An 18,054-nucleotide genomic window follows, 5' to 3' on the forward strand; every position below is an offset into this window, starting at 1 on the left:
GCGATGCACGCGCATCGCGGGGGTTTCTTTTTACCGGGCTGGCAGATCGAGCGTCGCCTCGGAACGGCGCAACGATTCGCGGAATTACTTCTGCAACAACGCCTTCAAACTCGCGAGCCGGTCCTTCGGCGTCATCGGCGCTTCCTCCGGCGTCGGCGGCGGCGCTTCGTCGAGCCCCATCTCGGGGATGAAGCGCGACGGCTCGCACACCACCGTCTCCCGCGCCCGCTTGCGCTTCTTGCACCAGTTCAGATGCAGGCTGCGCTGCGCGCGCGTGATCGCGACGTACATCAGCCGGCGCTCCTCCTCGATCCGTTCGCTGTCGACCGGGCCGTCGTCGTCGCTGCCGCCGCGGTGCGGCATGATCCCTTCCTCGACGCCGACCAGGAACACGTGCGGATACTCGAGCCCCTTCGACGCATGCACCGTCGACAGACGCACCGCGTCCGGGTCCTCGTCCTTGCCTTCGAGCATCGACATCAGCGCGACCGTCTGAATCAGCCCGAGCAGATTCTTGCCGGTGTCCGCCAGCCCGTCCGCGTTGTGGAAGCCCTCGGCCTCGCCGTCCACGGCTTCGGTCTCCGGCTTGGTGCCCTTGCGCTTCAGCCATTCGAGGAATTCGAGCACGTTCTGCCATTTCGACTGCGCCTGCCGCTCGTCGAACGCGTCGTACAGGTACGCCTCGTAGTGAATGGCGTCCATCATGTCGTCGAGCACGACGCTCGCCGGCTCCTTGTCCGCACGCTCGGTCAGGCGCTGGATGAAGTCGCAAAACATCCGCAGCGGCTCGACCTGCCGCGCCGACAGCCGCGCCTCGATGCCGCCCATGTACACGGCCTCGAACAGCGACACCTTCGCCTGCCCGGCAAACGAGCCGAGCGCCTCGAGCGTCGTATTGCCGATCCCGCGGCGCGGCGTCGTGACCGCGCGGATGAACGCGGGATCGTCGTCGGCGTTCGCGATCAGCCGCAGATACGCGCACAGGTCCTTGATCTCCGCCTTGTCGAAGAACGACTGGCCGCCCGACAGCACGTACGGAATCCGCTCGCGCCGCAGCACCTGCTCGAAGATCCGCGCCTGGAAGTTGCCGCGATACAGGATCGCGTAGTCGCGAAACTGCGCGCGCCGCTCGAACTTGTGCGCGGACAGCCGGAACACGACCGATTCGGCCTCGTGCTCCTCGTCGTTGCACGGCGTGACGGTGATCGAATCGCCCATCCCGTGCTCGGACCACAGCTTCTTCTCGAACAGCTTCGGGTTGTTCGCGATCACGTTGTTCGCGGCGGTCAGGATCCGCACCGTCGACCGGTAGTTCTGCTCGAGCTTGATCACGTGCAGCTTCGGGAAATCCTTGCCGAGCTGCGCGAGGTTCTCGAGCGTCGCGCCGCGCCAGCCGTAGATCGCCTGATCGTCGTCGCCGACCGCCGTGAACGCGGCGCGCGGGCCGGCCAGCAGCTTCAGCAGCTCGTACTGGCACGCGTTGGTGTCCTGGTATTCGTCGATCAGCAGGTAGCGCAGCTTGTTCTGCCAGCGGTCGCGCACCTGCTCGTTGTTCGCGAACAGCTCGGCCGGCAGGCGGATCAGGTCGTCGAAATCGACGGCCTGGTACGCGTGCAGCGTCGCGACGTAGTTGCGGTAGACGAGCGCGGCCTGGTGTTCGTCCTCGTTGGCCGCGATGGTCATCGCCTCCTCGGGCATGATCAGGCCGTTCTTCCACAGCGAGATGGTGCTCTGGATCTTGCGGATCAGCCCCTTGTCGGTGGTGCCGATCTGCTCCTGGATCATGCCGAAACAGTCGTCCGAATCCATGATCGAGAACTGCGGCTTCAGGCCCACGTGCTCGGCTTCCTGACGCAGGATCTGCACGCCGAGCGAGTGGAACGTACACACGGTGAGCTGATTGACGGGCACCTTGCGGCCTTCCTTGCCGGGCGTGGTGAGCGTCTTGCCCTCCAGCAGCTTCGACACGCGCTCGCGCATCTCGGCGGCCGCCTTGTTCGTGAAGGTGACGGCCGCGATGTGGCGCGGCTCGAAGCCTTTCGCTTCGATCAGGTGCGCGATCTTCTGCGTGATCACGCGGGTCTTGCCGCTGCCCGCGCCGGCGAGCACGAGGCAGGGACCGTCGAGGTAGCGCACCGCTTCATTCTGAGCGGGGTTGAGGCCTGCGGACATGATGGCGGATGATGTTGCGGTTGACGGCGGAACGCCGGGAGGATGCCGCGCGCGCGACGGCTGGAATGCAGGCTCACGCGCGGGCAGGACGCGCATGTTAACACGTCGGCGGCCCGCTTTCCGGGAGGCCCACCGCATGGGGCAGAGCGGGCGGGACGCTCGTTTTCGCGGGTCGGCCGAACGGCTAATCCGGCCCTCTCGTCGCCATTTCGCCGGCCCGATCGGCCACAATGGCTGCACGTCGGGCGCGCTGCTCGGCCCCGCGCCGGGCCGTCCGCCCCGCCCCGCCACTTGACCGGATCGACTCCATGGGATACCCGCTCGCTACCGCCGCCCTCGGCCCGCTGCTGTTCCTGCAAGGCCGTCACGTACGCCGCGTCACGCCGCGGCTGCCCGAGGCAGCCGGCCCACGCGACGGCGTGACCGGCGACGGCCCGCCGCTGCGCGTGCTGGTGGTCGGCGATTCGGCTGCGGCGGGCGTCGGCGTCGCGTCGCAGTGCGACGCGCTGTCCGAGCAACTGGCGCGGCGGCTCGCCGCCACGCATCGGGTCCACTGGAAACTGCTCGCACGCACGGGGCTGACCACGCGCGAGCTGGTCGACTGGCTCGCGACCGAGCCGGCCGGGCGGTTCGACGTCGCGGTGACGTCGCTCGGCGTCAACGACGTGACGGGCGGCGTGCCGCCGGCCCGCTGGCGCGCGCAGCAGGCCGAGCTCGTGCAACTGCTCGCCACGCGCTTTGAGGTCGCGCACGTGATCCTGTCGGCCGTGCCGCCGATGGAGCGCTTCCCCGCACTGCCTCAGCCGCTCGCGTGGTATCTGGGGCGGCGCGCGAAACGGCTCAACGCGGCGCTGGCCGAATGGGCGGCGCCGCGGCCGAACTGCACGTTCCTGCGCGTCGCGCTGTCGTTCGAGCGCGACCAGATGGCCGCCGACGGCTTCCATCCGGGCGCGGCGGCCTGCGAGGCTTGGGCCGCACAGGTCGCCGACGCGGTGGCGCGGCAGCGAGCTGCTGCGTGACGGCGCGCGATAGCGGGCGGCCGGTTGCGGCACCGCATCCGCAACAGTGCCGCCCACAAAGGCACGGCGAATGCCTGCCGCGCCGACGCGGTTGCCGCTTGCCGCTTGCCGCTTGCCGCTTGCCGTCTGCCGTCTGCCGTCTGCCGTCTGCCGTCTGCCGTCTGCCGTCTGCCGTCTGCCGTCTGCCGTCTGCCGACGGGCATTCTGCCGGCCCCGTCGATGCGTGTCGCCGCGCCATGCCAAAATAGCCGGTCGTCCCCGCGCCAACCCGGCGCGCCATCCTTTCGTTTCGTACGCAGCCAGGAATTGCCATGTCGTCATTGCTCAGGATTGGTTTGATGGGTTTCGGTTTCGCCGGCGCGACGTTCCACGCGCCGGTGATCGCCACGAGCGGCCGCACCGAGGTCACCGCGATCGCAACGGGGCAACCCGATCGCGCGCGCGCCGCATATCCGGGCGCGCGCATCGTCCCCGACCTCGAAGCGCTGCTGCGGCTGGACGTCATCGACTGCGTGGTGATCGCCACGCCAAACGACACGCACTTCACGCTCGCGCGCCAGGTGCTCGAAGCCGGCCGCCACGTGGTCGTCGACAAGCCGGTCACGCTGACCGCCGACGAAGCGCTCGCGCTCGCCCGGCTCGCCAACGCGCGCAGCCGCCTGTTCGCGCCGTTCCACAACCGCCGCTGGGACGGCGACTTCCTCACCGTGCGCCGGATCGTCGAATCGGGCGAGCTCGGCCGCCTCACCTACTTCACGTCGCACTTCGACCGTTTCCGCCCGACCCCGCGCACTCGCTGGCGCGAGGAGCCGGCCCGCGGCGGCGGCCTGCTGCTCGACCTCGGCCCGCATCTGATCGATCAGGCGCTCGCATTGTTCGGCCTGCCCGAGACGGTCAGCGCGACGGTCAAGACGCGCCGCGACAACGGCACGGCGCCCGACTTCGTACACCTGATGCTCGGCTACCCGGACAAGGACGTCGCGCTGCACGCGAGCGCGCTGTCGGCGATCGAGCCCGCGCGCTTCACGCTGCACGGCACGCGCGGCAGCTACCAGAAGTTCGGGCTCGACACGCAGGAGGACCAGCTGAAGGCCGGCCTCACGCCCGACGACGTCGAATTCGGCGGCGGCAACCCGCCCGGTGTGCTGCGCACGCTCGAAGGCGAGGTCGAGGTCGAGCGGCCGGTGCCGACGCTCGACGGCCAGTACGCGGAGTTCTACCGGGCGCTCGCCGCGGCCGTCCACGACGGCGCGCCGTTCCCCGTCACGCCGCAGGACGCCGTCGACGTGATGACCATCATCGAGCTTGCCGCGCAGAGCGAACACGAAGGCCGCCGCGTACCGTTCGTACGGCGCGTCGTCTGAAAGGCGGTCGGCGCGGGCCCTTGCCGCGCCGGCCGTCGCGGCAAGCTCGATCCGCGGTCCGGCCGCACCGTGCCGCGCGGCGGCCGCTCGCGCCGCATCACGGAACAACCCCGCCGAACAAACCGTTACAAATGGTGCGGGAACGAAAGTCAGCGCTGCCCCGGTCTGACGCGTTTCTCAAAAAGTCGATCCGACACCAAACCGTCAGGAGAATTGTGATGCAACGGTTGATTCGCGCAGCGGCATGCTGCGTTCTGGTTTCCGCACTCGCGGCCTGTGTCGTGCAGCCGCAGCGATCGGCCCGGCAGGTTCCGCCGCCGCCGCCGCGCCCGAACCCGCAGGTCGTCGCCAACGAGCGCATGCAGGAAGTGCAGGGCCGGATCGACAATCTGCACCGCCGCATCGACGCGCGCGTGAACGGCGGCTACTATCCGCCGCCGTACGGCGCGCAGCTGCACCATCGCCTCGACGTGATCCGCCAGGAGGCGAGCGACATGTCGACGCAGCACAGTGGCGGTCTGTCCGGCGACGAGCAGCGCGTACTGAACCAGGAACTCGACACGGCCGCACGCGCGATCGGCGAGTGACGCCGGGCGCGCGCGGGCGCCGGCGAGCACGTCGGCGCCCGCGCTGCGCTTGTCGCGAAGCGACATTCTTTTGCTCAAATTGACAACGCCGACCCGCTCGCGTACAGTCGCCCGCACGCGTCGGGAGAGCGCGTGACCGCATAGTCGATACGCCGGTCGCGCCGCCGAAGGGGCACACCCGCAAACTCTCAGGCAAAAGGACCGACCGCGTCGGGGAATCCCGTTCCGCGCATTGCGCGGGCCGCCTTCCCCGCACTCTGGAGAGCGGCAGTAGCCCGCTGCGCACATGCTGCGCGGGCAGGCTGCCCACCGAAGGGGCGCGCGTTTGCCGGCTTGGTCCGCAGCGCAATCTCTCAGGTATCGAGGACAGAGGGGCATGTACCGGATCGCTCGCAGGCCACACGGCCGCGAAGGTCCGCACATGGCCGTTCTGACCCGCGCGCAAGCGCCTTGCCTGAGGCCTCGATGACTGCCCTGAATCACACCCCGCTCAACGCCGCGCACCGCGCGCTCAATGCCCGCATGGTCGACTTCGGCGGCTGGGACATGCCCGTCAACTACGGCTCGCAGATCGAAGAGCACGAAGCCGTGCGCACCGACGCCGGCATGTTCGACGTGTCGCACATGTGCGTCGTCGATTTCACCGGCAGCCGCGTGCGCGCGTTCTTCGAGCATGCGCTCGCCAACAACGTCGGCAAGCTCAAGACGCCCGGCAAGGCGCTCTACTCGTGCCTGCTCAATCCGCAAGGCGGCGTCATCGACGATCTGATCGTCTATTACTTCACCGAAGACTTCTTCCGCGTGGTGGTCAACGCCGGCACGGCCGAGAAGGACATCGCGTGGTTCAACCAGCTCAACGAACAAGGCGGATACGGCCTGACGATCGCGCCGCGCCGCGATTTCGCGATCGTGGCCGTCCAGGGCCCGAACGCCCGTGAAAAAGTCTGGGCCACCGTGCCCGCCGCGCGCGCCGCGACGAGCGAGCTCAAGCCGTTCAACGCCGCGCAGGTCGCCGGCACGCCGTTCGGCGATCTCACCGTCGCGCGCACCGGCTACACCGGCGAAGACGGCTTCGAAGTGATCGTCCCCGCCGTGCACGTCATCGCGCTCTGGAACGCGCTGCAGCAAAACGGCGTGCGCCCGTGCGGGCTCGGCGCGCGCGACACGCTGCGCCTCGAGGCCGGCATGAACCTGTACGGCCAGGACATGGACGAAACCGTGTCCCCGCTCGACGCCGGCCTCGCATGGACGGTCGATCTCTCCGCCCCGCGCGAATTCGTCGGCCGCCCCGCGCTCGAGCGCGACGGCACGCGCGCCGCGTTCGTCGGCCTGATCCTGCAGAAGGAAAACGGCAAGGCGGGCGGCGTGCTGCGCGCGCACCAGAAAGTCGTCACGCCGCACGGCGAAGGCGAGATCACGAGCGGCACGTTCTCGCCGTCGATGCAGGAGTCGATCGCGTTCGCGCGCGTGCCGGCCGCCGTCCAGCTCGGCGACATCGTCCATGTGCAGATTCGAGACAAGCAACTTCCCGCGCGCGTGGTAAAACTGCCGTTCGTGCGCAACGGCAAGGTCCTCGCTGCGTAACGACCGGGAAGCGGCCACGGCCGCCGCCCGGCAAAGCCGGGAATGGCGCCCGGCGCAACCCCATCCGGCGCACCCCGACGGCGCGCCAGCATAACGAACACATCTTTTATCCAGGAGCATCCGATGAGCAACGTCCCGGCCGATCTGAAGTACACCGACGAACACGAGTGGGTCCGCACCGAGGCAGACGGCACGCTGACGGTCGGCATCACCGATCACGCGCAGAGCACGCTCGGCGACATCGTCTTCCTCGAGCTGCCGCAAGTCGGCAAGTCGGTGAATGCGGGCGACGCGGTGGGCGTCGTCGAATCGGTGAAGGCGGCATCCGACATCTACTCGCCGGTGTCCGGCGAAGTCGTCGCGATCAACGAAGAAGCGACCGATTCGCCGGAAGGCGTGAACGGCGACGCATACGGCGTGTGGCTGTTCAAGCTGAAGCTCGCCGACGGCGCATCGACCGACAAGCTGATCGACGCCGCCGCCTACAGCAAGCTGATCGACTAATTCCCCTACCCGAACCGCGCGCGGCCGGCCAGCCGGCGCGCGCGGGACCAGAGTCACGCCATGAAGCACGAACACCCGGACCGCCTGATGAACCGCACGCCCCTCTCGCTCGCCGCGCTCGAAACGCACGACGCGTTCGCAGAACGCCACATCGGCCCCGATGCCGCCAGCCAGCAGGCCATGCTCGACACGCTCGGCTTCGCGTCGCGCGCCGCCCTGATCGACGCCGTGATCCCCGCGTCGATCCGCCGCGCCGAAGCGCTGCCGCTCGGCCCGTTCGCGCAGCCGAAGAGCGAGGCCGAAGCGCTCGCCGCGCTGCGCGCGCTCGCGGACAAGAACCAGGTGTTCCGCTCGTACATCGGCCAGGGCTATTACGACTCGCACACGCCGGCCGTGATCCTGCGTAACGTGCTCGAAAACCCGGCGTGGTACACGGCGTACACGCCGTACCAGCCCGAAATTTCCCAGGGCCGCCTCGAGGCGCTCCTGAACTTCCAGCAGATGGTCGTCGATCTGACCGGCCTCGCGATCTCGAACGCGTCGCTGCTCGACGAAGCAACGGCCGCCGCCGAAGCGATGACGCTGCTGCAACGCACCGGCAAGCCGAAGTCGAACGTGTTCTACGTGGCCGACGACGTGCTGCCGCAAACCCTCGAAGTAGTCCGCACGCGCGCGCTGCCGATCGGCATCGAAGTGAAGACCGGCCCGGCCGCCGAGGCTGCGCAGGCCGGCGCGTTCGGCGTGCTGCTCCAGTATCCAGGCGTGAACGGCGACGTGCGCGACTACCGCGCGCTCACCGACGCGATCCACGCGGCGGGTGGCCATGTCGTCGTCGCGGCCGACCTGCTCGCGCTGACCGTGCTGACGCCGCCCGGCGAATGGGGCGCGGACGTCGCGGTCGGCAACACGCAGCGCTTCGGCGTGCCGATGGGCTTCGGCGGCCCGCACGCCGCCTACATGGCCGTGCGCGACGAATTCAAGCGCCAGATGCCGGGCCGTCTCGTCGGCGTGACCGTCGACGCACAGGGCAAGCCCGCGCTGCGCCTCGCGCTGCAGACGCGCGAACAGCACATCCGCCGCGAGAAGGCCACGTCGAACGTGTGTACCGCGCAGGCGCTGCTCGCGATCATGGCGAGCATGTACGCGGTCTATCACGGCCCGCACGGCCTGAAGACGATCGCGCTGCGCGTGAACCGCATCGCCGCACTGCTCGCCGCGGGCGTCAAGCAGCTCGGCTTCACGACCGTCAACGACACCTTCTTCGACACGCTGACGATCAACGCCGGCGCACGCACCGCGCAGCTCCACGCCTTCGCGAACGCGAAGCGCATCAACCTGCGCCGCGTCAGCGACACGCAAGTCGGCGTGTCGGTCGACGAAACGACGACCCGCGACGACCTCGCCGATCTGCTGGCCGTGTTCGCGCAGGCCGCGGGCTGCACCGCGCCGGACGTCGACGCGCTGGACGCGGGCCTGCCCGGCGTCGCCGCGCTGCCGGCCGGCCTCGAGCGCACGAGCGCGTACCTGACGCACCACGTGTTCAACCGCCACCATTCCGAAACCGAGATGCTGCGCTACCTGCGCAGCCTGTCGGACAAGGACCTCGCGCTCGACCGCTCGATGATTCCGCTCGGCTCGTGCACGATGAAGCTGAACGCGACGTCGGAAATGCTGCCGGTCACGTGGCCCGAGTTCGGCCGCATCCATCCGTTCGCGCCGTCCGAGCAGACGGCCGGCTACCGCGAGATGATCGACCAGCTCGAGCAGATGCTCGTCGCTGCCACCGGCTACGCGGCCGTGTCGCTGCAGCCGAACGCCGGCTCGCAGGGCGAATACGCGGGGCTGCTGGTGATCCACGCGTACCACGCGTCGCGCGGCGAAGCGCATCGCGACGTCTGCCTGATCCCGGCGTCCGCGCACGGCACCAACCCGGCGTCCGCGCACATGGCCGGCATGAAGGTCGTGGTCGTCGCGTGCGACGCGCAGGGCAACGTCGACATCGCCGACCTGAAAGCGAAGGCCGAACAGCACGCGAACGACCTCGCGGCGATCATGATCACGTATCCGTCGACGCACGGCGTGTTCGAGCAGAACGTGCGCGAGATCTGCGAGATCGTCCATGCGCACGGCGGCCAGGTGTACGTCGACGGCGCGAACATGAACGCGATGGTCGGCCTCACCGCGCCGGGCCAGTTCGGCGGCGACGTGTCGCACCTGAACCTGCACAAGACCTTCTGCATCCCGCACGGCGGCGGCGGCCCGGGCGTCGGCCCGGTCGCGGTCGGCCCGCACCTCGCGAAGTTCCTGCCGAACCAGCGTTCGACCGGCTACGCGCGCGGCGAAGAGGGGATCGGCGCGGTGTCGGCCGCGCCGTACGGCTCCGCGTCGATCCTGCCGATCTCGTGGATGTACATCGCGATGATGGGCGCGAAGAACCTGACCGCCGCCACCGAGACGGCGATCCTCAACGCGAACTACATCGCGAAGCGCCTCGCGCCGCACTACCCGGTGCTGTATTCGGGCCCGGGCGGACTCGTCGCGCACGAGTGCATTCTCGACCTGCGGCCGATCAAGGAAACCAGCGGCATCACCGTCGACGACGTCGCGAAGCGCCTGATGGACTACGGCTTCCACGCGCCGACGATGAGCTTCCCGGTGCCCGGCACGCTGATGGTCGAGCCGACCGAATCGGAATCGCAGGAAGAACTCGACCGCTTCATCGCCGCGATGATCGCGATCCGCGAGGAAATCCGCGCCGTCGAGGAAGGCCGCGCCGACCGCGAGGACAACCCGCTGCGTCACGCGCCGCATACGGCAGCCGTCGTCACCGCGAACGAGTGGCCGCATGCGTACTCGCGCGAGCAGGCCGCGTATCCGGTCGCATCGCTCGTCACGAACAAGTACTGGCCGCCGGTCGGCCGCGCGGACAACGCATACGGCGACCGCAACCTGTTCTGCTCGTGCGTGCCGATGTCGGAATACGCATAACGCGCGGCGACACCGGCCTCCGATCGTGACCGGACCGCACGCAACCGCTGGTTGCGTGCGGTTTTTGCGTTGTCGGCCGGGCCGTCCGGTGCGCGCTGGACCGCCGATCGGGCTAACATCACACGCGATCCAGCCAATCAAGGAGTTCCGCATGGTGCGTCCGATGTTTCCGGGCCATGGTGCAACGCAGGACCGGCCGGCCACGCGCCGTTCGTTGCCGTTGCTCGTCGCGTCGCTGTCGCTCGTCGTTGCCGGCCTCGGTACGGCCGGCAGCGCGCGCGCTGCCATGAATTTCTGCGCGGCGCCCGCGTTGCAGGCGAGCGAGACGACGCAGGCCGAGCCGGGCGTGCAGGCGCTGATCCGCAGCGTCGACGCGCGCATCGGCGAACAGCCGAAGGCGATGCCGCGCGTGCATACCGAAGGCACGCTGCCGCATGAAGGCATCTACGACCAGAGCAACGACGCGCTGAAGGACATGGAGCTGATGCGCGACGCCGCGCTCGCGTGGCGGGTGACCAATGCGCCGCGCTACCTGCAGCTGGTCGACCGCTTCCTGTCCGCGTGGGTGTCGACCTACGAGCCGAGCTTCAATCCGATCGACGAGACGCGCTTCGACAGCCTGATCATCGCGTACGACATGACCGCCAGCGCGCTGCCGGTGAAGACCCGCAACGCGACCGCGGCGTTCATCGCGAAGCTCGGCGCGGGCTACGTCGCGCAGATCGACGCGCAGAAGCGTCCGCTCACCGGCACCTGGCGCAACAACTGGCAGAGCCACCGGATCAAGCTGATCGCGCTGTCGGCCTTCACGCTCGGCGACCGCCGGATGATGAACGCCGCGCAGCGGCTGTTCGTCGAACACCTCGCCGACAACATCGGCGCGGACGGCAAGACCTGGGACTTCGACGAGCGCGATGCGCTGCACTACACGGTGTACGACCTGCAGCCGCTGGTGACGGCCGCGCTCGCCGCACGCCGCTTCAACCGTAACTGGCTGCGCGAGCGCGGCACGAATGGCGCGACGCTCGCGGCCGCGCTCGACTGGCTCGTGCCGTATGCGCGCGGCGAGAAGACGCACGACGAATTCGTGCATTCGGCGGTGCCATTCGACGCGAAGCGCCGAGAAGCCGGGCTACCGGGCTACACGGGGCAGTGGGACCCGAAAAACGCCACCGAACTCTTTCATCTGGCCGCGCGGCTCGACGGGCGCTATGCCCGCGTCGCGCGGCAGCTCTCCGTCATGCCGCCCGCATGGCTGGCCGCGTGCCTGCCGCTGCAGGCGCGCTAGCACTACTTTCAACGCAAGGCAGGAATCGAAATGGCAGTCAGCGTGTTTGACCTCTTCAAGATCGGCATCGGCCCGTCCAGCTCGCATACGGTCGGCCCGATGCGCGCGGCGCTGATGTTCGTGCAGGGCCTGGAGCGCGACGGGCTGCTCGATGCGACCGCCCACGTGAAGGTCGAGCTGTACGGCTCGCTGGGTGCGACCGGCAAGGGCCACGGCACCGACCGCGGCGTGATGCTCGGGCTGCTCGGCGACGCGCCCGACACCGTCGATCCGGACACCATCGACGCGCGGCTCGAACAGATCCGCACGTCGAAGCAGCTCGCGCTGCTCGGCAGGCATCCGGTGCCGTTCGTGCTGAAGGAGCACATCGCGTTCTACCGGCAGGCGCTGCCGGAGCATCCGAACGGGATGAAACTGCGCGCCGCCGACGCGGCGGGCGCGGTGCTCGCCGAGCGCACCTATCTGTCGGTCGGCGGCGGCTTCGTCGTGACGGCCGGCGCGCCGAACACGAAGGTGCTGAGCGCGGCCGAGCAGATGACCCATCCGTTTCGCACCGGCGCCGAGCTGCTCGCGCTGGCCGAGTCGACCGGCAAGTCGATCGCGCAGCTGATGTGGGAAAACGAGCGCGCGTGGCACACCGAGGAACAGACGCGCGACGGGCTGCTGAAGATCTGGGCGGTGATGCAGTCGTGCGTGTCGCGCGGCTGCGGGATCGGCAACCCGAACGCCGACGGCAACCTGCCCGGCCCGTTCCAGGTCAAGCGCCGCGCGCCGCAGCTGTATCGCGCGCTGACCGGCAACCCCGAGCGCGCGCTGCAGGACCCGCTGTCGATGGTCGACTGGATCAACCTGTATGCGATCGCGGTCAACGAGGAGAACGCGGCCGGCGGCCGCGTCGTGACCGCGCCGACCAACGGCGCGGCCGGCATCATTCCCGCGGTGCTGCATTACTACACACGCTTCACGCCGGGCGCGAACGAACAGGGCGTGATCGACTTCCTGCTGACGGCCGCGGCGATCGGCATCCTGTACAAGCTCAACGCATCGATTTCCGGCGCGGAAGTGGGCTGTCAGGGCGAAGTGGGCGTCGCGTGCTCGATGGCGGCCGGCGCGCTCGCCGCCGTGCTCGGCGGCACGCCGCGCCAGGTCGAGAACGCGGCCGAGATCGGGATGGAGCACAACCTCGGCCTCACCTGCGACCCGGTCGGCGGGATGGTGCAGATCCCGTGCATCGAGCGCAACGCGATGGCGTCGGTGAAGGCCGTCAACGCGGCGCGCATGGCGCTGCGCGGCGACGGCTCGCACTACGTGTCGCTCGATTCGGTGATCAAGACGATGCGCGAGACGGGCGCGGACATGAAGACGAAGTACAAGGAAACGTCGCGCGGCGGGCTCGCCGTGAACATCGTCGAGTGCTGATGCGCGGCACGGCGGCAAGGCGGCGCGAATCGCCGTCGCGCCTTGCCGCCGCACGCGCCGCCCGGCGCTAATCGTTCAGCCAGTTCTCCAGCCGCAATCCCGGATAGCTCGTGAAATCGCGCTCGTCATTCGTCACCAGCACGACATCGAGCGACACCGCATGAGCGGCGATCAGTTTGTCGAGATGATCCTTCTTCCATGCGCGCGTTGCGTCACGCACGGGCCCATATGCTTGCGCGGCCGCGGCGTCGAACGGCGCGACGGGAATATCCTCGATCAGCGCCGCAAGATGGCGGCGCTCACGCGCGGGCGCCGCGCAAGCGGTGACGCCGTACTCCAGCGCGGCATACGTGATCGCCGACATCACGACGTCGCCCGTGTAGCACTGCGCAAATCGCTTCGCCACTTGCTCGGGCTGGCTCTTCATCAAGTAGATGCACATGTTGGTGTCGAGCATGTAGCGCGGCATCACAACCCCTCGCGTTCGGCCTGCTCGTGGTCGCCACGCCCTTCCGCCATGAAATCGGGCGCGAACTTCGCGAACTTCTCGAGCACCTGCGTCAACGGCCGTCGCGCCGGCCGGATGCGGATCTCGTCGCCGATGCGCTCGATCTCGAGCTCGATATCGCTGCGCTCATAAGCGAGATCCGCAGGAATTCGCACGGCCTGCGAATTGCCGTTCCGAAATACCCTCGTGGTATGCATGTCGACCTCTCGTCGGATGTACTGAGGATGTACATCATATGACGCCATGCGTGATGTAAATCCCTGTGTGTACATAAGCTCCCTCCATCGTCCGGCCCGATATTCACAACGCCCACTTTCCACCGGCGCACGCGTCCGCACAAGCCGGCCGTCCGGCCAGTCGAAAGCGGCGCGAACGCCCGGCCGTGCTCCGGTGAACGCCCCTCGTTCCGCCCCTTTTCACCGGGCGGGCAACCGGCGTAAGCTGTACGTCCCGCTACCCAGGGAGACGGCAGCCCATGTCGCATTCCAAGGATCTCGAGCCGCGCACCACCACGGGCGCGCGACTGCTCGTCGATGCGTTGCTCGCCAATCACGTCGAACGCGTGTTCTGCGTGCCGGGCGAGAGCTTCCTCGCCGTGCTCGATGCGCTCGCGGACGACACCGCGCGCATCCAGACGGTCGTCTGCCGGCACGAGGCGGCGGCGGCCAACATGGCCGAGGCGGTCGGCAAGCTGACGAGCCGGCCCGGCATCGCGTTCGTCACGCGCGGGCCGGGAGCGACCCACGCGTCGATCGGCGTGCATACGGCGTTCCAGGATTCGACGCCGATGATCCTGTTCGTCGGCCAGTGCGCGCGCGAACACCTCGATCGCGAAGCGTTCCAGGAAATCGACTATCGCCGCATGTTCGGCCAGATGGCGAAGTGGGTCGCGCAGATCGATGACCCGCGCCGCATTCCCGAATATCTGAGCCACGCGTTCCATGTCGCGACCTCGGGCCGCCCAGGGCCCGTCGTGCTCGCGCTGCCGGAAGACGTGTTGTCCGAAGCATGTGCGCCGCAACCGGCCGTGCCGGCCGCGAAACGCATCGCGGCGTCGCCGTCGGCCGCGCAGCTCGACGAATTGCGCGAACGGCTCGCGCGCGCCGAGCGGCCGTTCGTGATCGTCGGCGGCAGCGGCTGGACACCGGACGCCTGCGCGAACCTGCGAACCTTCGTCGAGCGCTGGCAGTTGCCCGTCGCGTGCGCGTTCCGCTTCCAGGACACGTTCGACAACGCGCATCCGAACTACGCGGGCGACGTCGGTCTCGGCATCAATCCCGCGCTCGGCCGGCGCATTCGCGACGCCGACCTGCTGCTCGTGCTCGGCCCGCGGCTCGGCGAAGCGACGACGGGCGGCTACACGCTGCTCGACATCCCGAAGACGCACCAGACGCTGATTCACGTCCACCAGGGCGCCGACGAGCTCGGCCGCGTGTATGCGCCCGATCTGCCGATCGTGGCCGGGATGCCCGAGATCGCCGCGCCGCTCGCCGCGCTGGAGCCGCCGCAGCAGCGGCCGTGGGCCGGCACGGTCGCCGATGCGCACCGCGCGTACCGCGAATGGCATGCGCCGCTGCCGATGCCCGGCGACGTCCAGCTCGGCGACGTGATGGTGCAGCTGCGCGAGCGTCTGCCGCACGATGCGATCCTGACCAACGGCGCCGGCAATTACGCGATCTGGCTGCATCGCCACTTCGCGTACCGGCACTTCCGCTCGCAGCTCGCGCCCACCAGCGGCGCAATGGGCTACGGGTTGCCGGCCGCGCTCGCCGCGAAGTCGCTTTATCCGACGCGCGCGGTCGTCGCGCTCGCCGGCGACGGCTGCTTCATGATGGCCGGCAACGAGCTCGCGACCGCGATGCAGTACGGGCTGAACATCGTCGTGATCGTCGTCAACAACGGCCATTTCGGCACGATCCGCATGCATCAGGAGCGCAACTATCCGGGACGCGTGCACGGCACGGGCCTGACGAACCCCGATTTCGCCGCATATGCGCGCGCGTTCGGCGCGCATGGCGAGACGGTCGCGCACACCGCCGAGTTCGCGCCGGCATTGGAGCGCGCGCTCGGCTGCGGACTGCCGGCGCTGATCGAGATCCGCATCCCGCAGGACGCCAGCACGCCGGCCGCGACGCTCGAGCAGATCCGCGATCAGGGCCGTCGCGCGCGCGGCGCATGACCGCGACACCGCTGGCGGCGGGCGTGGGCGTCGGCGCCGCACTGTCGCGCGACGCTGCGCTCGCCTACCCCGGCACGCTGCTCGCGCGCGACGGCACGCTGGTCGCACCGTACGATCTCGAGCACGGCAGCGAATGGGCGGCCGAGTACGTGCCGGCCGCACCTGCGCTGGGCCTGCTGCATGCGGCCCAGCGGCCGTTCCGGCTCGACTACGCGCGTACGGCCGACGTGCACGTGATCAACGGGATGGGCGTCGCGCTCGGCGATTCGGTGATCGGGCTGAGCGCGCTCGCGGCGTTGCGCGCGCGCCATCCGCAGCTGCGCTTCACGGTGTACCGGCCGGCCCGCGCGCCGCGCTACGTCGACGCGCTGTATGCGCTCGCGGCCGACGTCGTCGCCGTGCCGCGCACGCTGCCTTGCGCGGCCGATGCTCTGCCCGCGCACACGCGCTGCATCGATCTCGGCAATCACCTGTACTGGCCGGCGTTCGCGCGCGAGCCGATGATCGACTTCTTCCTCGCCGCGCTCGGCACCGATCCGGCCGCGGTGCCGGCCGCCGACAAGCGCAACCGCTGGCTCGCGAAGCTGCCGCTGCCTGCGCTGCCGCCCGCATGGCGGCGGCCCTACGTGCTGTTCTGTCCGACCGCGAGCACCGCGGTACGCAGCGTGCCGCCGGCGCTGCGTGCCGCGTTCGTCGACATGCTCGCGCAGCGTTACCGGATGCCGGTGGCCGGGTTCGGGCCGGTCGCGCATCCCGCATACGTCGACGTGAGCCGCGACGCGGCCGACACCGCGCACTTCATCGCGTGGATCGCCGGTGCGAGCATGCTGCTCGCGCCCGACACGGCCGCACTGCATATCGCGGACGGCTTCGACGTGCCGACGCTCGGCTGTTTCACGACGATCGCCCCCGAACTGCGCGTGCGCGACTATCCGCACTGCGTGCCGGTGGCGGTGAACGTGCCGGCCGAATTGCACGGACTGCACCGCAGCGAGCGGCCGGACGATCTTGCGGCGGTCGAGGCCGCCTACCGGGCGATCGACTGGACGGCGCTGTCTTGGCCAAGTGCGCGGGACGTGGTGGTCACGGGTGCGGCTGGGAGTACGGCGGGGAGTTAGGGTCGAAGTGCGGCTGGAAGTGCGGCTGGAAGTGCGGCTGGAAGTGCGGCTGGAAGTGCGGCTGGAAGTGCGGCTGGAAGTGCGGCTGGAAGTACGGCTGGAACGACCGCCGCAGAGCGCGCACGCTACGAGCGCGGCGGTCACGCCGACGCCCACGCGCGCCGCCGCATCCTGCGTCGCCCGGTCAGCCGGCCGTCACCATTGCGGCACGGTCGCGCAGCGTCTCCGACGGGCGCTTGCCGAACATCCGCCGATAGTCGGTCGCAAACTGGCTCAGGTGCCAGAAGCCCCACGCGGCCGCGACGTCCTGCACCGAGCCGGCCGCGCGCCCGCACAGGTCGCGCCGTGCGCCGTTGAGCCGCAGCGTGCGCAGATAGGTGGCGGGCGCCATCCCGAGCACATCCTGGAAGCAATACTGCAGCGTGCGCCGGCTCACGTGCAGCTGCTCGCACAGCTCCGGCACGCCGACGGGACGAGTACGGTGGGCGAGCACGTACTCGCGCGCCTGCTCGACGATCCAGCGCCGCGTCGACGGCGCACTGCCGACGCCATCGTCGGCCGGCTGCGCGCACGCGTCGAACAGCGCGGCCAGCACGCCGGCCTGCAGGTCGTCGCGCTGCGCATCGGCCAGCGGCCCGCCTGCGGCAGCCGCACCGTCGAGCCGCTGGCCGAGCAGTGCACACAGCCGCGCGAGCCGCGCGTCGCCGACCTGGATCACGCGCTGCGCGAACAGCCGCTCGTCGAGCGCGCGGTGTTCGACTTCCTCCGCGTAACGGCGCAGCACGTCGCCGCGCACGACCACGCCGTAGATCGAAAACTGCGCGGGCGTCAGCAATTCGAATTCAACGTTGCCCGGCCGAAACGCGAGCGCACCGGGCCCGATGCGGCACGCGTCGACCCGCGCGTTGCCATCGTTCGCGAGCGGGATGCCGAACCAGTATGCGTCGCCGCGCACCTCGCAGGCCTGGCGCAGCAGATGGCTGGTCGACTCGCGAAAGAGCTTCATCGTGTCGAGCGGCAGCTCGGTCAGCGTGCCGACGAAGCGGCCGGCCGCGAGCTGGTCGTAGGTTTGCCGCCAGCCGATCAGGTTGCGCGCCTGTTCGTCGGCGTCGTGCGCGACGCTGACGACCGCCTGGCCGGCGAGCGCGTCGTCGCCCTGCGCGCTGCAGCGCGTGTTCTCGGCCGTCGGCTCGGCCGCGCACTCCACTCGTCGTTCCATCGTGTTCTCCTCTGCTGCCCAGGCGCGCGTGCGTCACGCAAGTCCCGTGCCGAACCGCGCGATCGGGCGAGAAGCCCGTCATTGCGCGGCGCACGGCCGGCGCGC

14 protein-coding genes and 2 riboswitches are annotated in these 18,054 nt (G+C 69.4%); of the genes, 10 read left to right on the top strand and 4 right to left on the bottom strand.

All coding sequences use genetic code 11. The features are described from left to right. Positions 1 to 84: 84 nt before the first annotated feature. Positions 85 to 2,172, bottom strand: coding sequence for a UvrD-helicase domain-containing protein (locus C3Y15_RS17125; RefSeq protein WP_011882856.1), 2,088 nt, complete (start codon positions 2,170 to 2,172; stop codon positions 85 to 87). Positions 2,173 to 2,480: 308 nt separating this feature from the next. Here C3Y15_RS17125 and C3Y15_RS17130 point away from each other — a divergent pair, with 308 nt between their 5' ends. From C3Y15_RS17130 to C3Y15_RS17165, 8 genes are all read left to right on the top strand, one after another. Continuing rightward, positions 2,481 to 3,191, top strand: coding sequence for an SGNH/GDSL hydrolase family protein (locus C3Y15_RS17130; protein WP_069246105.1), 711 nt, complete (start codon positions 2,481 to 2,483; stop codon positions 3,189 to 3,191). Between the two features lie 311 nt (positions 3,192 to 3,502). Then, positions 3,503 to 4,555: an oxidoreductase gene (locus C3Y15_RS17135; protein WP_059493677.1), complete on the top strand. Its 1,053-nt coding sequence runs from the start codon at positions 3,503 to 3,505 to the stop codon at positions 4,553 to 4,555. Between the two features lie 218 nt (positions 4,556 to 4,773). Continuing rightward, positions 4,774 to 5,142 (top strand): hypothetical protein, encoded by a 369-nt coding sequence (locus C3Y15_RS17140; protein ID WP_059992204.1) that lies wholly within the window; start codon positions 4,774 to 4,776, stop codon positions 5,140 to 5,142. 111 nt (positions 5,143 to 5,253) lie between these two features. Continuing rightward, positions 5,254 to 5,357, top strand: a riboswitch (glycine riboswitch). Positions 5,358 to 5,389: 32 nt separating this feature from the next. Continuing rightward, a riboswitch (glycine riboswitch) is annotated at positions 5,390 to 5,522 on the top strand. 85 nt (positions 5,523 to 5,607) lie between these two features. Further along, the gene (gene gcvT, locus C3Y15_RS17145; protein WP_059463002.1) at positions 5,608 to 6,726 is read left to right on the top strand and encodes a glycine cleavage system aminomethyltransferase GcvT; all 1,119 of its coding nucleotides are present in this window, start codon (positions 5,608 to 5,610) and stop codon (positions 6,724 to 6,726) included. Positions 6,727 to 6,849: 123 nt separating this feature from the next. Further along, positions 6,850 to 7,230: a glycine cleavage system protein GcvH gene (gene gcvH / locus C3Y15_RS17150; RefSeq protein WP_011882851.1), complete on the top strand. Its 381-nt coding sequence runs from the start codon at positions 6,850 to 6,852 to the stop codon at positions 7,228 to 7,230. 60 nt (positions 7,231 to 7,290) lie between these two features. Then, on the top strand, positions 7,291 to 10,218 hold the full coding sequence (gcvP, locus tag C3Y15_RS17155) for an aminomethyl-transferring glycine dehydrogenase (protein ID WP_069246104.1): 2,928 nt from the start codon (positions 7,291 to 7,293) through the stop codon (positions 10,216 to 10,218). A gap of 151 nt (positions 10,219 to 10,369) precedes the next feature. Beyond that, positions 10,370 to 11,506 (top strand): alginate lyase family protein, encoded by a 1,137-nt coding sequence (locus C3Y15_RS17160; RefSeq protein WP_045578623.1) that lies wholly within the window; start codon positions 10,370 to 10,372, stop codon positions 11,504 to 11,506. A 30-nt stretch (positions 11,507 to 11,536) separates the two neighbouring features. Then, the gene (locus tag C3Y15_RS17165; RefSeq protein ID WP_014722202.1) at positions 11,537 to 12,925 is read left to right on the top strand and encodes an L-serine ammonia-lyase; all 1,389 of its coding nucleotides are present in this window, start codon (positions 11,537 to 11,539) and stop codon (positions 12,923 to 12,925) included. Positions 12,926 to 12,992: 67 nt separating this feature from the next. Here C3Y15_RS17165 and C3Y15_RS17170 read toward each other — a convergent pair whose 3' ends face one another. Both C3Y15_RS17170 and vapB read right to left on the bottom strand, forming a co-directional pair. Next, the gene (locus C3Y15_RS17170; protein ID WP_059735504.1) at positions 12,993 to 13,394 is read right to left on the bottom strand and encodes a type II toxin-antitoxin system VapC family toxin; all 402 of its coding nucleotides are present in this window, start codon (positions 13,392 to 13,394) and stop codon (positions 12,993 to 12,995) included. Continuing rightward, the gene (gene vapB, locus C3Y15_RS17175) at positions 13,394 to 13,630 is read right to left on the bottom strand and encodes a type II toxin-antitoxin system VapB family antitoxin (RefSeq protein WP_045578624.1); all 237 of its coding nucleotides are present in this window, start codon (positions 13,628 to 13,630) and stop codon (positions 13,394 to 13,396) included. The genes C3Y15_RS17170 and vapB overlap by 1 nt, the downstream gene beginning before the upstream one ends. A 278-nt stretch (positions 13,631 to 13,908) precedes the next feature. Here vapB and C3Y15_RS17180 point away from each other — a divergent pair, with 278 nt between their 5' ends. Then, a complete protein-coding gene (locus C3Y15_RS17180; RefSeq protein WP_069246103.1) occupies positions 13,909 to 15,612 on the top strand; it encodes a thiamine pyrophosphate-binding protein in 1,704 nt (567 codons plus the stop codon). Beyond that, a complete protein-coding gene (locus C3Y15_RS17185) occupies positions 15,609 to 16,730 on the top strand; it encodes an ADP-heptose--LPS heptosyltransferase (protein WP_069246102.1) in 1,122 nt (373 codons plus the stop codon). Before C3Y15_RS17180 ends, C3Y15_RS17185 begins: the two co-directional genes overlap by 4 nt. 184 nt (positions 16,731 to 16,914) lie before the next feature. Here C3Y15_RS17185 and C3Y15_RS17190 read toward each other — a convergent pair whose 3' ends face one another. After that, a complete protein-coding gene (locus tag C3Y15_RS17190; RefSeq protein ID WP_034192975.1) occupies positions 16,915 to 17,949 on the bottom strand; it encodes a helix-turn-helix domain-containing protein in 1,035 nt (344 codons plus the stop codon). Positions 17,950 to 18,054 lie beyond the last annotated feature (105 nt).

Source organism: Burkholderia sp. B10 (assembly GCF_004368385.1).
In the GTDB taxonomy this organism is placed as follows: domain Bacteria; phylum Pseudomonadota; class Gammaproteobacteria; order Burkholderiales; family Burkholderiaceae; genus Burkholderia; species Burkholderia vietnamiensis.